Annotated in this window: 11 protein-coding genes; 1 reads left to right on the top strand and 10 read right to left on the bottom strand. The window is 70.0% G+C overall.

The annotated features are described in order from the left end of the window. Nucleotides 1–66: 66 nt before the first annotated feature. From I3V78_RS27160 to I3V78_RS27140, 5 genes are all read right to left on the bottom strand, one after another. Complete coding sequence (locus I3V78_RS27160) at nucleotides 67–2,379, bottom strand: YfhO family protein (RefSeq protein WP_204491499.1); 2,313 nt, start codon at nucleotides 2,377–2,379, stop codon at nucleotides 67–69. Nucleotides 2,380–2,395: 16 nt separating this feature from the next. Beyond that, on the bottom strand, nucleotides 2,396–4,477 hold the full coding sequence (locus tag I3V78_RS27155; protein WP_204491497.1) for a prolyl oligopeptidase family serine peptidase: 2,082 nt from the start codon (nucleotides 4,475–4,477) through the stop codon (nucleotides 2,396–2,398). Nucleotides 4,478–4,491: 14 nt separating this feature from the next. After that, nucleotides 4,492–4,836, bottom strand: a complete 345-nt coding sequence (locus I3V78_RS27150) for a DMT family transporter (RefSeq protein ID WP_275583507.1) — start codon at nucleotides 4,834–4,836, stop codon at nucleotides 4,492–4,494. 24 nt (nucleotides 4,837–4,860) lie between these two features. Continuing rightward, complete coding sequence (locus I3V78_RS27145) at nucleotides 4,861–7,341, bottom strand: GH25 family lysozyme (RefSeq protein ID WP_204491495.1); 2,481 nt, start codon at nucleotides 7,339–7,341, stop codon at nucleotides 4,861–4,863. Between the two features lie 79 nt (nucleotides 7,342–7,420). Next, entirely contained in the window at nucleotides 7,421–9,586 is a 2,166-nt protein-coding gene (locus I3V78_RS27140; RefSeq protein ID WP_239576639.1) for a discoidin domain-containing protein, read from the bottom strand. A gap of 349 nt (nucleotides 9,587–9,935) precedes the next feature. On the opposite strand from I3V78_RS27140, the gene I3V78_RS27135 reads away from it, so the two are divergent. Beyond that, nucleotides 9,936–11,480, top strand: coding sequence for a CehA/McbA family metallohydrolase domain-containing protein (locus tag I3V78_RS27135; RefSeq protein WP_204491491.1), 1,545 nt, complete (start codon nucleotides 9,936–9,938; stop codon nucleotides 11,478–11,480). Here I3V78_RS27135 and I3V78_RS27130 read toward each other — a convergent pair. The 5 genes from I3V78_RS27130 to I3V78_RS27110 are packed head-to-tail and all read right to left on the bottom strand — an operon-like array spanning nucleotide 11,463 to nucleotide 14,845. Then, a complete protein-coding gene (locus I3V78_RS27130; protein ID WP_204491488.1) occupies nucleotides 11,463–12,008 on the bottom strand; it encodes a GNAT family N-acetyltransferase in 546 nt (181 codons plus the stop codon). The two genes, I3V78_RS27135 and I3V78_RS27130, sit on opposite strands and share 18 nt — an antisense overlap. Nucleotides 12,009–12,021: 13 nt before the next feature. Continuing rightward, nucleotides 12,022–12,705 (bottom strand): uracil phosphoribosyltransferase, encoded by a 684-nt coding sequence (upp, locus tag I3V78_RS27125; protein WP_204491486.1) that lies wholly within the window; start codon nucleotides 12,703–12,705, stop codon nucleotides 12,022–12,024. 26 nt (nucleotides 12,706–12,731) lie between these two features. Beyond that, on the bottom strand, nucleotides 12,732–13,928 hold the full coding sequence (locus I3V78_RS27120) for a questin oxidase family protein (RefSeq protein WP_204491484.1): 1,197 nt from the start codon (nucleotides 13,926–13,928) through the stop codon (nucleotides 12,732–12,734). Continuing rightward, nucleotides 13,925–14,374, bottom strand: coding sequence for a DMT family transporter (locus tag I3V78_RS27115; RefSeq protein WP_204491482.1), 450 nt, complete (start codon nucleotides 14,372–14,374; stop codon nucleotides 13,925–13,927). Before I3V78_RS27115 ends, I3V78_RS27120 begins: the two co-directional genes overlap by 4 nt. A gap of 3 nt (nucleotides 14,375–14,377) precedes the next feature. Continuing rightward, entirely contained in the window at nucleotides 14,378–14,845 is a 468-nt protein-coding gene (locus tag I3V78_RS27110; protein WP_275583638.1) for a DMT family transporter, read from the bottom strand. Between the last annotated feature and the right edge of the window lie 12 nt (nucleotides 14,846–14,857).

Genomic DNA, 14,857 nt, shown 5'->3' with positions numbered 1-14,857 from the left:
GTCGCGTCGCGGCAATGCTTCGAGGTCCAGCAAGCCGCGACCCGATGACACGTGTCCGCGCGGGGCCTAGCGCGCGGGGGCGGGCGGCGGCGCTTTGTCCTCACGGCCGCGCAGCAGCACGAGCCCGAGCAGCAGCAAGCCCACGAGGCTCGCCTGGACGCCGGACACGAGCCCGGGGTCGGTGAACGCGAAGTCGATCCGGTGATCGCCCTCGGGCACCTCGATGCCCATGTGCGCGCCATTGACGGCGTACACGGGCACCTCCTCGCCCTCCACGGTGGCCGACCACCCTGGGTAGAACGTGGTCGCGAAGACGACGAAGGTGCCGCCCGGGCCCGCCACCACCCGGGCCCGCGCGCTCCGGGCGTCGAGCTGCATCTCCTCCACCCGCGCGGCGCCGTAGGTCCTCGCGGCGCCTTGCTCCACGGCGACGTGCTGGAGCCCATCGAGTCGTTCGGTTCGCAACAGGGCGAGCGCCTCGTTCGGCTCCGCCACGGGGGTGGTGCGCGAGGCCGTGCGCAGCCGCGCGGGGCAATCGCTCAAGCGCCGCACGTCGATGGACGCCGGCCCGGACGCGACGCGCGTCAGCTCCTCTCCGAAGTGGAAGCGCGGCGCGGAGGAGGTCGTCCACAGGCAGGTGCCATAGAGCCGCGCCATCAAGGGCGGATTCACGGCGAGCGCGCTCGTGAAGGCCCTCCACCGCCACAGCTCCACGCCGCCGTAGGTGGTGAGCTCCTCCAGGCCATGGACTCCAGGCAGGTTGCTGACGAGGGATTCCACTCCGTACTGGCTCAGCCGGATCACCTCCTCCAGGGTCCGGCTGCCCGGGGCCTGCTCGGCGAGCATCGCGTCCATGCGCAACAGCCGCGTGGGCGGGGTGCCCACCTCCTCGCGCAGCCGGGAGAGCAATTGGGGCTCCTGGGTGTAGAGCGAGCGGGGCCCGAGGATCACCGTCGAGCGCGCCGTCCACAGCAGATCTCCCGCCACGAGCAGGGGAAGCAGGACGGGCAGGGCACCGCGGACGGCGGGCACACGCCGCGCGAGCGCCACGAGCCCGAGCAGGGCGACCATGAAGACCAGCGCCGTGCGCACCGAGCGCGCCGCGAGCAGGAGCACCTCCTGGGGCGGACGGGTGCGCAGGCCCGCCCTCACCCACGCGAGGAGCGCGGGAGGCTCGGCCCAGAGCAGCCCGAGCACGACCCCGAGCAGCAGGGCCGCCACGCCGAGTCCGAGCAGTCGGCGCCACGGGACGTCCGCGAGCACCGCCCTCGCGCCCGACGCGGCGAGCCCCGCGCCGCCCAGCGCCACCAGCACGACGTACTTCTCCGGGTAGCGGAAGAGGCTCAGCGGGGCATGCGCGAACAGGAAGGACAGCGGCGAGTCCTGGCCCAGCGCCAGGAGCACGCCGCCCCCGCACAGGGTCAGCGCGAAGCCCGTGAACCGCTCGCGCCGCGCGCCCAGCACGGCGAGCACCCACACGGTGATGCCCAGGTAGACGCTGAACGCGAAGGGGGTGGGGCTCGGACCGTGGATCATGGACCAGGCCCAGAACGGGGGCTGCCCCAGGTACTCCCCGAAAGGGTAGGGGATGGCGAACTCGAGCAGCCGCGGCCAGGGCAGGCTCCAGCTCGTCACGTGCGCGGGCGTGTCCGCGTTGCGCGTCGACTCCGCCAGCAGCCAGAGCGTGGGGACCACCTGCGCGCCGGCGAGCAGCAGGCCCAGCACCCCGGCGCCCGCGAGCGTCACCCACTGGCGGATGCGCCCGGGGTACCACAGGACATGCACCGCGGCCGCGATCGCCGCGTACAGGCCGGACTGGGGGTCGCCCGAGAGGAGCAACAGCAGGATGAGCAGCGCCAGCAGCGCGAGCTTGCGCGGACGCACGAGCGGCGCCTGGAGCGTGGCGAGCACCCAGGGCACCCAGGCCAGGCCCGACACGAGCGGGCCCAGGTCACACAGACTGGCGACATAGCCCGACAAGCCGAAGGCCAGCGCGCCGGTGAACGCGGCGGGCGGCTCGAAGCCCTGGCCCCGCAGGAAGGTGAACATGCCCCACTGGCCCACGGCGTGGTGCAGCACGAGCAACAGCGCGTAGGCGGTGGGGAAGGAGAGGACGGCGAAGAGGAGGTTGGGCGGGTAGAGCACGCCCGAGTGGATGTCCGCGAGGAAGGGCAGGCCCCCCTGGTGGAAGGGGTTCCACTGCGGCACGGCGCCGAGCCGCCAGTGCGTGGCCTGCATGGGCCAGTAGTAGCGCAGCACGTCGCGCACGAAGAAGGCCCGGTCGGGCAGCAGGCCCCCACCGTAGAGGGCCAGGGACGCGAGCAGCAGCACGCCAGGCGCGGCGAAGCGGCTGGACCGCCAGGAAGAAGGAAATGCCATCGCGAGGCCGGGTATATCACCCGCCCCGCGCGCCGCTCCCGTCGAGTGCCCAGCGGTAGAAGCTCAACTCGTCGACGTCCTGCTCGATGAGCGCCGTCAGCGTGGTGCCCCCCGCGTGGCCCGAGTCCCTCAGGGGCAGCAGGAGATAGGGCCCCCCGCGCACGCCCTCCGCCTGGAGGCGGGCCACCATCTTGAGCGGATCGTGCGGCGGCGCGGTCTGGTCGTTCATCGCCGGCACGAAGGCCATCACGGGGTAGGGCCGGTCGGCGCGGACGTTCTCGTAGGGCGAGTAGCCGGCGAGGCATGCGCCCTCGAGGGGATCCTCGGGCGAGCCGTACTCGACCGTCGCCGCGCTCAGGTAGCCGAAGCGCGGAAAGCGCAGCATGTCGAGCAGGGGCGCGCGGCAGTACACGGCGCCGAAGGCCTCGGGCGCTTGCAGGGCCGTGACGGCGACGAGCAGACCCCCGTTGCTGTTGCCGCGCGAGACGAGCCGGGAGGGCACCGTGTAGCCCGCGGAGACGAGCCACCGGGCCGCGGCGATGTAGTCGTCGAAGGACTTCTGGCGCCGGGTCCCTCGGGCCGCCTCGTGCCAGTCCCGGCCGTACTCGCCGCCTCCCCGCACGTGGGCGAAGGCCAGCACGCCGCCCAGGCTCAGCCACGCGGCCTGGAGCGCCGTGAAGCGGGGCGCCTGGGCGATGTTGAAGCCGCCGTAACCACTCAACCGCACGGCCTGACGTCCGTCGCGCGGTTGCTCCGCGTGACGCACGAGGAACAGGGAGACCCGCGTGCCATCGGGCGACGTGTACCCGATCCGCTCCGTCACGTAGGCGGAGGCCTCGAGGCCGATGTCGGGGACGTGGTAGGGCGACAGGACATCCGTCGCGAAGTCATAGCGGTAGACCGAGGGCGGCTGGACGTACGACATGAAGCGCACCCAGACCGTGTCGCTCGTCCAGGAGCCGCTCAGGCCGCTGACGACCCCCTCGCCCTCATCCCGGTTCACCGCGCCGAGCGCGGGCAGTACCAGGTCGCGCAGGAAGCCGCCGTCCTCGGCGTGGATGCGCACGTGGTGCGCGGCCCCCCGCGAGTAGACGGCGTAGAGCCGGCCGCCCAGGCCAGTCACCGTCTGGAGGATGTCCTCCGGGTGCTCGGCTATCAGCGTGCGCCACGCCGTCGGCTCGGCCAGCGGCGCGACACAGAGCCGACCTCGTGGGGCGTCCAGGTCGGTCCGGATGAGCAACGTGTCGCCCAGCACCTGCACCTGGTTGATGGCGCGGGGCGTGGGCACCACGGCGATGCAGGTGTCATCGGCGAGCCGCAGGAGGAAGACGGCATTGGCGTGCACGTAGTCCCACTTCGTGAGCACGGCGAAGCGGCCACACTCACTGACCTGGACGGTGCACCAGTAGTCCTTCACCCGGTCATCGCCGAAGATCCGGCGGGCGGGCGCCTCCGCGCCGAGCCGGTGCTCGTAGATGGCGTTCCAGTGCGCCTCCTCTCCCGCGGGCACCTCACCCGGCTCGGGGCACGCCGCGTAGAAGAAGCCGGAGGAGTCGGGCCGCCAGGCCAGCGAGGCGTGGTGCGTTCCCCAGGGGCGGTCGGGCAGCAGCCGTCCGGTCTCCACGTCAAGGACGTGGATGCGCGCGGCATGGGTTCCGCCCACCGCCTTGCCGAACGCGACCCGCGTGCCATCAGGCGACGGCACGGCGAAGACCAGGGCTTCCTCGGGCGCCCAGGTGTTGGGATCGAGCACCGCCTCCCAGGGCGCGCCCTCCGCCCGTTGGCGCATGAGCTTGAGCTTGTCGTCGTGGGCCTCCGCCCACCAGAGGAACGTCTGCCCCGGGGAACCGGCGGGCATGGGGGGCGAGCAGCGCGTGTGGTGCGCGGCGCGGGCCACCGCCGCGCGCAGGTCCTCGCGCCCGGGCACCGCGCGCAGGACCTCGTGCGTGGCGGCTTCCTGGGCGGCGAGCCACGCCTGGGTCTCCTCGGCGCTGAGCCGTTCCATCCAGGCATAGGGATCGGCGAACCACCTGCCCCCCAGCGTGTCACCGCTCGTGGGGTCTCGGCGGGCCGGGGGGAGGGGAGGCGGCGTCTTCATCGCGGGCTTCTGGCTCAGTGCGAGACCGACTTCGAGAAGACATTCACGATGATGACCCCGAGCACGATGAAGCCCAGGCCGAGCACCGCCGGGGCATCGAGCTTCTGGTGGAGGAAGAAGACGCCGATGAGGGAGATCAGGACGATGCCCAGACCGCTCCACATCGCGTAGGCGATGCCCACGGGAATGGTCTTCAGCGACAGCGAGACGAGGTAGAACGCCCCCACGTAGCAGACCGCCATGATGGCCGTGGGCACCGGCCGGGTGAACTGCTGGGACAACTGGAGACAGGTCGTCCCAGCGACTTCCAGGACAATCGCCACGGCGAGCACGCCATAGGTCATCCAGGTGGGGTTCATGGCTTCACTCCTTCTCGTCAGGGGCTAGTCCAGCAGGTTCGCCAGACCCGCGTAGGTATTGGGCCCGGGCAGGCCGTCCAGCGGGCCCGCGTAGCCGCCGCGGCTCGCCAGGGACTGGAGCACCTTGTAGGTCTGCGTGCCGGGCACGCCGTCGATGGGACCCGAGTATCCGGCGCCGCTCAGGAAGGTCTGCAAGCCCTTCCACGAGTTCACGCCCATGGCGCCATCCACGGGGCCCATGTAGCCGCCCAGGCGGGCGACGCGCTGGAGCGCCGCGTAGGAGTTCGTGCCCATGACGCCGTCGATGGGGCCCGTGTAGCCGAAGCCGCGCAGCACGGTCTGCACGCCCTTCCAGCCGTTGGTGCCCATGACGCCATCCACGGCCCCGGTGTAGCCGCCCTTGGCGGCGAAGCGCTGGAGCGCCTTCCACGAGCCCGTGCCCATGACGCCATCCACGGGGCCCGAGTACGCGTAGCCTCCGAGGACCTGCTGGAGGCCCTTCCAGGTGTTCGCGCCCGGCACGCCATCCACGGCGCCGGTGTAGCCGCCCGCCCACGCGATCCGCTGCAGCGTCACGCCCTGTGCGTTGCTGAGCGGCGGCACTCCGCCGGACGAGCCGTTCAGGTACTCCTGGAGGCCGTTGTAGGTATTGGGGCCGGGCATGCCGTCGATGGGGCCCGTGTAGCCGCCATCCTGCGCGAGCAGTTGCAGGCCCTTGTACGTGTTGAGGCCCGGAGCGCCGTCCACGGGTCCCTCGTAGTAGCCCAGCTCCCGCAGGACCTTCTGCACGCCCGTCCAGGTGTTGGCGCCGGGGACGCCGTCGATCGCGCCGGTGTAGCCGCCGCGCCGGGCGAGGGTCTGCAGGATCTTCCCCTGCTCGACGGTGAGGGTCGGGGCGCTTCCTCCGCCCGAACCGCCTCCACCGCCCGGGATGGCCGTGGGCGGCGGCGACGTCTCGCCCTCCGGCGGCTGGCTCAGGCCCGAGAAGGCGGACAGCCGGGCGACGTTCAGGTCGAGCGGAATGCCATTCTGGTTGCCCGAGGACGTGTACTGATGGATGTCCCACGAGGGCCAGGCCGTGCCGATGTTCGGGTTGCCGGGCGTGCCGGTGTAGTGGGCGATCCACAGCTTCGAGCCCACCGCCCGGGTCTGGCTCCAGGTGTTGGCCGTGAGCAGGCCGGAATAGGTGTACAGGAAGGGCGCCTTGCCCAGGCGCGTCTTGACCGCCTGCATGAAGGTCGCCGTCCGGGTGTCGTTCCAGAAGATGCCGTCGTCGATCGCCTCGTTGTCGAGCACCAGCAGGTCGCCCGGGCGATGGTCATACAGATGGTCCACGAAGTACTGGGCATCCGCGGCGGGGTCGGTGGAGCCGGCCATCCAGTAGTGCCCGACGATCAAGCCCGCGGCGCGCGCGCGGGCGACCTGCTGGGTGTAGTACGGCGCGGTGTAGCGGGGCGAGACGTTGGAGCCCCCCGCCTTGACGATGGCGAACTGGTAGCCCGCGCCCCGGATGGCCTGGAAGTCCAGGTCGCGCTGGGTCGTGCCCACGTCGATGCCGTAGACGCCGCGCATGCCCGTGGGAGGAGGCGTCGTGGTGTCCTGGGAGAGCCAGGCGTTGAGGCCCGCGTAGGTGTACGGGCCCGGAAAGCCATCCACGGGTCCCGTGTATCCGCCCAGCTGCGCGAGCCGCTGGACGCCCTTCCACGTCAACTCGCCCGGGGCGCCGTCCACGGCACCGGTGTAGAAGCCCTTGTTCTTGAGGACGGTCTGCACGCCCTTCCAGGAGTTGGTGCCCAGGACGCCATCCACGGGGCCGGTGTAGCCGCCCCGCTGGGCGACGCGCTGGAGGATCTTCCCCTCCTCGACGCTCACCTGGATGCCGCCCGAGCCGCCGCCCGGCTCGGTGCCGCCGCCCGAGCCGCCGCCGAGCACGTTGCGGATGAGGGGCGCGGGGTCGCTGACGTTCTCGCCGAAGGCACAGCGATCCGTGGAGCCCCGGGTCATGTGCAGGTGCGCGCCCGACCATGCCGAGCCATGGTCATCCCCGGCGCCCGCCGCGTAGGCGATGATGTCGCCCTGCTGGACGTCATCCCCCACGGAGACCCGGGTGCGGATGACGTGGGCGTAGCCGGAGTAGTCACCGGGCGCGGACTCGATCGTGAGGGTGTGGCCCACCACGGAGGAGTACTGGACGCGGCGCACGGTGCCCGAGCGCAGCGCGGGAATGGCCTGGCCGGCGCCCGCCGCGATGTCGAGCCCCCGGTGCCCCAGGGGGCCGTAGTAGGGGCCGGTGATGCCGAAGCGGTTGCGCCATTGGCCTTCCCCATAGAAGGCCTGCACGTTCGCCGTCGCGGCGCGCGACAGCGTGGCGGGGGACTCGGTGTCGCCGGGGTCTCCCGGCTCCATCGCGCCACAGCCCGTCAGGGCCACCAGCCCGAGCAGCAGGGGCACGGCGGTCGCCGTGACTCCCGGAAGGATTCGCGTGAGGAGGGCTCGCTTCGTCATGGTGCTCCTTCGAAACACGACGGCCCCGCTCCGGAGTGCATCCGAAGCGGGGCCAGATGAGGACTGGGATGCTACCCGGTCAGTAATAGACGTTGAACTCGCGCATGGACCACCAACTGGAGGCGGTGCCCGTCTGCACCACCCGGATGTAGCGCGCCGAGCGGGCCGTGAAGCTCACCGTCACCACGGGCCCGGAGCCCGTCCCGGTGGCGATGGCGCTGCCCCAGTTGGTGCCATCGGCCGACACGTACACGGCGTAGCCGCGCGGGTAGTCGTCGTTGCTGCCCGTGCCGTCCATCACGATCTTGTTGAAGGTCGTCGTCGCCTTCATGTCGAGCGTGAGGGACTGGTTGGGCACCATGGCCGTGCCCGTGCTCCACCGCGTGGACATGCTGCCGTCCAGGAGGTTGGCCGGCACATCCCCGCTCGTCGGGCTGGAGGTGGCCGTCCACCCCGTGCGCACGAGCGCCGCGCCCGTGCCGCCGTTGCCCGTGCCCGTTCCGGTGCCCACGAACTCGGCCACCGTCTGCCGCATGGCCGTGGCGGGCGTGTTCGCGTACACCCGGCCGCCCGTGCCGTTGATGACGTGGGTGATCTCGCTGCCCGGCGTGCCGGTGAGCCAGATGGTGGTGGCGCTGTGCAGCTTGATGCCCGAGACGTTGGGCACCTCGATGGCGCTCTCGAGCTTCACGGCCGCGTCCCGGAAGAACGAGTACACGCCCAGACCCCAGGCCTCGTGCGTCGTCACCGAGTCGGCGACCTTGTACGACGCATAGCCATTCACCGTGCCGTTCTTGCTCATCCACACCGGCTGGTTGGGCACGTCATACGGAATCTCGGACTGGTAGAAGTACACCCGCCCGCCGTTGCCGTTCCACAGCGTCTGGTACTCGTTGTGGTGCTCGTTGAAGAGGCCGTAGAGGGTGACCTGCTGGCCGTTGACCACCAGGCCGTTCTTGGACACGTTGGACGTCCAGCCCGCGCCCGTGCCGTGGTCCGCGCGCCACAGCCAGAAGTGATCGCCGATGACCTGGTTGCTGTTGATCTTGATGCCCACGTCGTAGCGGCCGTTGGTGGCGCCGCCCGTGCGCACGGTGATGTCGTGCAGCGAGGTGGGGTTGGCCGTGTGATCCCGCGAGCTGCCCGTGGGACCGACCTCGAGGATGGTGGGGGAGTTGACGGGACCCGCGTCGAAGGTGAGGCCCGCGAGCTTCACGCCGTCCACGTCCGCCACCGCCATGGCCACCTTGCCGGTGGTGGGGATGATCGTGGCCACGCCAATGCCGAGCACGATGGTGTTGGCGTTGTTGACGCGCAGCGTGTCGTCCAGCCGGTAGATGCCCGGCGTGAACAGCAGGTGCTTGCCCTGGCTCAGCGCGGTGTTGAGGCTGGCGGCGGTGGCCGTCTCCGGCCGCGCGATGTGGAACTGATCGATGGAGACGGACTGGCCCGGCGTGGTGCCATTGGCCCAGCTCACGCCCTGGGTGTTGGTCTGCAGCGCCGGCACGAAGACGTCGTACTGGCCCGAGTTGCGCACGTAGAGGTAGGGCTTCTCGCGGATGATGGGCGTCTTGGTGATGACCGTGTAGGGCGGCTCGGGGAACTGGCCCGAGGGCGCGTTGTTGCAGCCCACGAACACCATGTTCCACACGCCGTTGTTCCAGCTCGCCCACTGGCTGTTGCGCGACAGCCACTGCTGCTGCGAGGCGGGGACGACCTGGCTGTCCACGATGGAGTCGGCGAGGAAGCCGCCGCTGGCCCAGCCCGCGTTCCAGTTCGAGTCGAAGTCGAACAGGTGCAGCTGCCCCTTGATGTGCAGACGCCGCAGCGGCGCCGCCTGGGAGACGGCGATCTGCGTCTGCCCATTGGACGGGGTGACCGAGTAGTTCTCCAGCGCGCGCCAGAAGTTGCGGGTCGCGTTGCCGTTGTCCCAGTCGGCGTTGACGTTCACGCCGCCGTTGAAGTGCACGTCATCCGGGTTCTGCCCGAGGCCGGCCACGTGGGTGTAGAAGCCCACGTTGAAGTTGACGTTGTAGTTGCCCGGCTTGAAGAGCAGCGCATAGCGCTCGCTGCTGAACTCGGCCGACTCCAGCTTCTGGAAGACCGTGTTGGCGACGTTGGTGATGTCCCCGGCCGGCATGGTGGGATCGAAGACATAGACGCGAGGACCGAAGATCGTCGTGTTGGCCTCGCCAATGCCCGCCGCCAGGGCCCCTTGGGGCGCGAGCGCGAACAGACCCGCCATGGACGCCCATACGGAAATCGGAGCAGTAGACCTTCTCTTCATTGCATGTCCTCTCGGAGGGGAGCCCGTCCAGGCGGTCGACGACACGGGGGCAGGGCACAGGCCTCGCTCGGTCCGCTGTCTGTCTGATGACGGCCGCGGATGCTTCTAACAGAAACTTTCGGGGAATTCTCAGAAAAATTGAATAAACCGTTTTCGTTGCCGCGGGGCTGTTGAACGCACACCACTCGGGTGCGTCCCCCGGGCCGTGGTGACGGGGCGCGTGTGTGGCCACTTCTCACATCGGATTTGTTCGCCATACATGGGAGACCCGATGGTCCGTTGTCCTCGTTCGTGTCTGGGGCCGCTGTTGGCCTTGCTGTCCATTCCTGGCTCCGGGCTCGCGCAAGAGCCCCGGCCGACCGAGGGCTGGCCCTGGGATCCCGACGTCACCAATGTCTCCGCGAGCAGCCGCCATCCCCGGCCCGCGGGGCGCATCGACAACCACCGCCAGGTGATCGCCACGGAGTTCCTGGGCGGCTGGCGGACCTATCTGGGAGATCTCCACGCGCACTCCCGGGGCCACGCGGACGGCGGCACGTCCACGCCCACCATCCGGCGGGACGAGGTGAACCGCTCGGCCTGGTCCTTTGGCTATGACTTCATCGCCATCACCAATCACAGCACGTCCTGGAAGCTCTACGACGAGCTCGCGCCCACGGTGCAATCCCTCTCGGGCACCCGCTCGATCCAACCGCCGGACCTGCTGGCGCTCAAGGGCGTGGAGAGCTACACCGGCCCCCGGCACTCGGTGCACTTCAACGTCTTCAACCGGCTCATCCTGATGAACTCGGAGCGGCTGGAGACGTGGCACGACGCCATCCTCGCGCGCTACGCGGACGACCCCGTGCTCAGCACCCACGTGCAGCTCAACCATCCGGACCCGGAGGATCCGTGGTTCCGCCTGCCGCCGGAAGATCAGCCCGAGCGGCGCCAGCGGGTGCGCGAGGCCGTGGAATTGGCCGAGTACAAGGGCCTGCCGTCGTACTTCGAGTTGCTGCGGCGGGGCTTCCGCGTCGCGCCCGTGTCGAACACGGACTCGCACGCGAACTTCGAGCCCTGGCGGGGCGCGGACTCGCGGGGACGGACGTTCGCGGAGGAGCCCGGCGTGCCACCGGAGAAGTGGAAGGACGCGGAGTCCGGACAGCGCACGGGCTTGCTGCTGCCCGCGGACGAGACGCTCTCCTACGAGGGCCTGCTCTGGGCCATGCGGCTGCGGTGGGCCTTCAGCACGTCCGTGGCCGGGGCCTCGGGCTTCTTCGTGGTCAACCAGCGCACCATGGGCTCCGAGCTCACCCTGGCCCCGGGCGAGGCGCGGCTCGACTTCACCATCTGGGGCGCCACCCGGGGGGGCCGCGTCGGCCACGAGGTCTGGACGCGGCTGGAGGTGTGGTCTCCCTCCCAGCCCGAGCGGCCCCTGCGGGTCATCGAGTACCAGGACGCGACGCGGGTGGACCTGCGCGAGGAGTTGAGCCTGACGCCCTACGAGTCCATCTACGTGGTGCGCCTGGAGCGCGAGCGTCCGGAGGCCGAGGTCATCCTGGCGCCCGTCTGGATCACCAACCCCATCGCCCGGCCCCGGCTCGTCCTGGAGGGCGACGCGCGGTCGGGCGTGGCCTCGTCCTGCCTGCGGCTCGAGGGAGGAGGGCCACACCTGTTGCTGCAGCGGCAGGCGCCGGGTGACGAAGACGGGGACTGGCGGACCGTGGGGCCCCTGGAACACGGGGAGGGGTGCATCCCCCTCGCGCCCGAGGCCATGTCCCCCCGGGCGCGATGGCGGGTGGTGGATGCGCTCCAGCCGGAGGTCGTCTCCGCTCCCGTGGAGCTCCCCGCCCGGTCACTTCCCGCGCCGTGACCTCCAGGTGTCGCGGTCCTGGCCCCAGGCCTCGATGGGCGTGGTGTCGTAGGGCGGGGGCAGCGTCACCGGCCCCAGCAGGCGCGAGCCCAGCCGCTGGGCCACCCGCTGGGACGGGGTGTTCTCCGGCGCGATGCAGTGGATGATCTCCTTCCAGCCGAGGTGGTCGAAGGCCCAGGTCATGGTCGCCGCCGCCGCCTCGGTGGCGTAGCCCTGGCCCCAGCCCTCGCGCAGCAGGCCCCAGCCCACCTCGGTGCCCGGCCAGCCCTCGGGCTGCCACGGGCCCACCCGGCCGAGCCACCGGCCACTGGACTTCTCCACCACGGAGAACATCGCGAAGCCCCGCAGGGTCCACGCGCCCGCCATGGCGCACATCGCCCGCCAGGCCATGGAGCGCGGCTGCACGCCTCCAATGAAGCGCGCGGACTCGGGATCGCCCGCCAGGGTGACGAAGCCCTCGAGGTCCTCCAGGGCGGTGGGTCGCAGCAACAGCCGGGGGGTCTCGAGCGTCGGGCCGGGAGCGATCATGGCCCGTCGAGCCTCACACATCCGTTCCGAAGAAGCGATCGCCGAAGTCGCCGATGCCCGGCAGCATGTAGGCGTTCTCGTTGAGGCGCTCCTCGATGGAGGACGTCACGAGCCGCAGCTTGGGATGGCGCTGGCACACGGCGGTGATGCCCTCGGGCACCGTGAGCAGGTTGATGAAGATGATGTTCTCCTCCGGCACGCCCTTGTCCAGCAGCACCTGGATGGCGGCGAGCGCGGAGCCGCCCGTGGCCAGCATGGGGTCCATGAGCAGGACCTGCCGCTCGGCGATGTCCGCGGGCAGCGACGCGTAGTACAGCTTGGGCAGCTTGGTGACCTTGTCGCGCTGGATGAGGATCTTCCCGATGCGGATGGAGCGGCACACCTCGCGCAGGCCCGCCTCCATGCTCTCGCCGGCCCGCACCACGGAGACGCCACAGAGCTTCGAGGCGAAGCGCAGGCCCTCGTACGTGCGCCCCACGGGCGTCTGCACGTCGTGCTTCTCGAAGGGCAACAGGTTCAGGCTCGCCTCGACCAGCATCCGGATGATGCGCTCGGAATAGAAGACGAAGTCCTCGCGGCGCGCGTTCCGGTCGCGGATGACGGTGTGCAGGGCGCGCAACTGGTGCGTCTGCGGCAGCAGGTGCACGTTCTTGCCGAGGTACTGCTCAATCGATGGGGCGGACGGTATCTGGATCATGGTCGTGATGTTCCCGGGGCACGCGGCTACTCGTGGGGCGCTTCCTCGAAGGTCTTGGGCAACTCGGGCGTCGTCGTGAAGTGCGAGGCCGCGATGCGGTAGAGCGAGCGGCGGCCCGTGCGCTTCCAGACCCGCTGCAGCACGTAGACCATCTTGGGGTTGTGCTCCTCCTCCTCCTCGACCGCCCGGGCGATGATGCGCTCCCAGTCCTCCTGGTCCGCGGGCAGCACGTCGCCATCCACCGCGTCCCGGTACGTCGCGCGCAGGCGCGCCAGCGTCGTCGCGCTGGGGAAGGTTCCCCGCGAGAAGAGGATGCACAGGATGCCCACCCAGAAGCACCGCACGACGTCCCGGCGCTGGGCGGCGGGCAGGTGCAGGGAGATCTGCTCCATCGCGTGCAGGGAGGTGATGAGGTGCAGCAGGACGAAGTCACCCGGCTGGGCCAGGTACAACAGCGTCGTCACCTCGTAGAGCTGCTCCCAGCTCACGGTGACGTCCTGGGTGTCGATCCACGTCGGCAGCTCGTAGATGAGCGGGTGGCCCTGCGCGGACATCCGGGCGATGCGGTACTGCAAGCCCGAGCGCGCCAGCTCGGGGTGGATGCCCGCGGCGATGCCCACCGCGGTGTCGGCCACCAGGGCCTCCACCCACGCATGGAGCGCCGCGTGGTTCTTCTCCCATTCGCCCGCGATGCGCAGCAGCGAGTCCTGGGCGCACGTGTCGCGCAGGTGCTCGCTGCGGAAGGCCCGCTCCGGATGGCAGGACACGTCCGAGAACACCATGTACGCGAGCCCCTCGATGGTCATCCACCGGCTCTGGATGTCCAGCGCCCAGCCCAGGTGAATGGTGGCGTGCGTGAAGGCGCCCACCCAGCCGGCCAGCAGTTCGGGCACGTACAGCTTGAGCAGCGCGTCCGTGCCCAGCTCCTTCTGCCGACGATCGAAGAACTCGCAGTACGAGCCGTAGCTCGTCCGCCGACCGAGGAACTGCTTCCAGTTGTCCTCGGTGATGGTGTGCTTGGAGCGCTTCGGGGCCTCCAGCCCATAGCCATAGGGCGTCAGCCGCGCGTAGTTGTCGTAGTACGCCTTGATCTTCCCCGGGGACGCACCGAGTCCGGCGAGCGCGACCACCGCGTGCTTCACGTGGTTGGTCAGGTGCCCGTTGAACTCGATGTGGTGGGCCTGATCGTTCAGCATGTCCTCGACCAGCGTGGTGTCAGTCATGGTGCCTTGTCCTTCTTCGGGGCGGACTTCGAGACCCGGGTCAAGTAGATGCCCAGGAGCACGATGGCGACGCCCAGGCAGCGGATGGGCGAGGGGGCCACGCCCTGGTTGCGGTAGTCCATCAAGACGGCGGCGATCATCTGGCCGCTGATGACGAGCAGGGCGGCGTTCATCGCGCCCAGGCGGGGAAACACGTAGCTGTTGACGGCCACGAAGAGCGCCCCGAAGAAGCCGCCGAGGTACGCGGCCAGGGGCGGCGCGGGAACGGCCTGGAACCGCCAGTCACCCAGGGCCAACAAGAGCAGGCTCAGGAACAGGAAGCCGACGACGTGGTTCCACAGCGAGGCCTTGAAGGGCCCGGCCTCCACGCTGAGCCGGCCATTGATGGCGCGGCTCGTGCCAATGACCGTTCCGTTGAGCAGCGCGAGCAGGATGTAGAGCGTCACGCGTCACGCCCGCCCATAGATGATGAGCGCGCTGCCCGTGAGCACCAGGAGCGCCACCAGGAAGTCCGAGGCGACGATCTTCCGCTGAGGCGTGCGAAACAGCCCGAAGTGATCCGACACGATGCCGAAGATCACCTGGCCCACCAGCATGAAGGAGATGGTGCCGGACAAGGACAGACTGCTGTTGACCGTGATGGCCGCCAGGATCACCGTGAGTGTTCCGGGAATGCCTCCCAGATAGAACCAGAGCGGTGCCTTCGCCCGGACGGCGGGCGCTCCCGCGCCCGCGGGCCGCAGGACCGTGGCATACACCCCGACGAGCACGAACGCCGCCGCCGCGCCCAGCCCGTGCGCCACCCACGACGCGAACATGGGTGTGGTGTGCCTCGCCAGCAGGCTGTTGTAATTGATCATCAACGCGAGAAGCGCACCCCCCGCTACGGCCAGAAGCCAATCCTTGGAACGCCCCATCATGATTGCCTG

This window comes from Archangium primigenium (genome assembly GCF_016904885.1).
Classification (GTDB): domain Bacteria; phylum Myxococcota; class Myxococcia; order Myxococcales; family Myxococcaceae; genus Cystobacter; species Cystobacter primigenius.
This window is presented reverse-complemented; position numbering and strand designations above follow the sequence as displayed.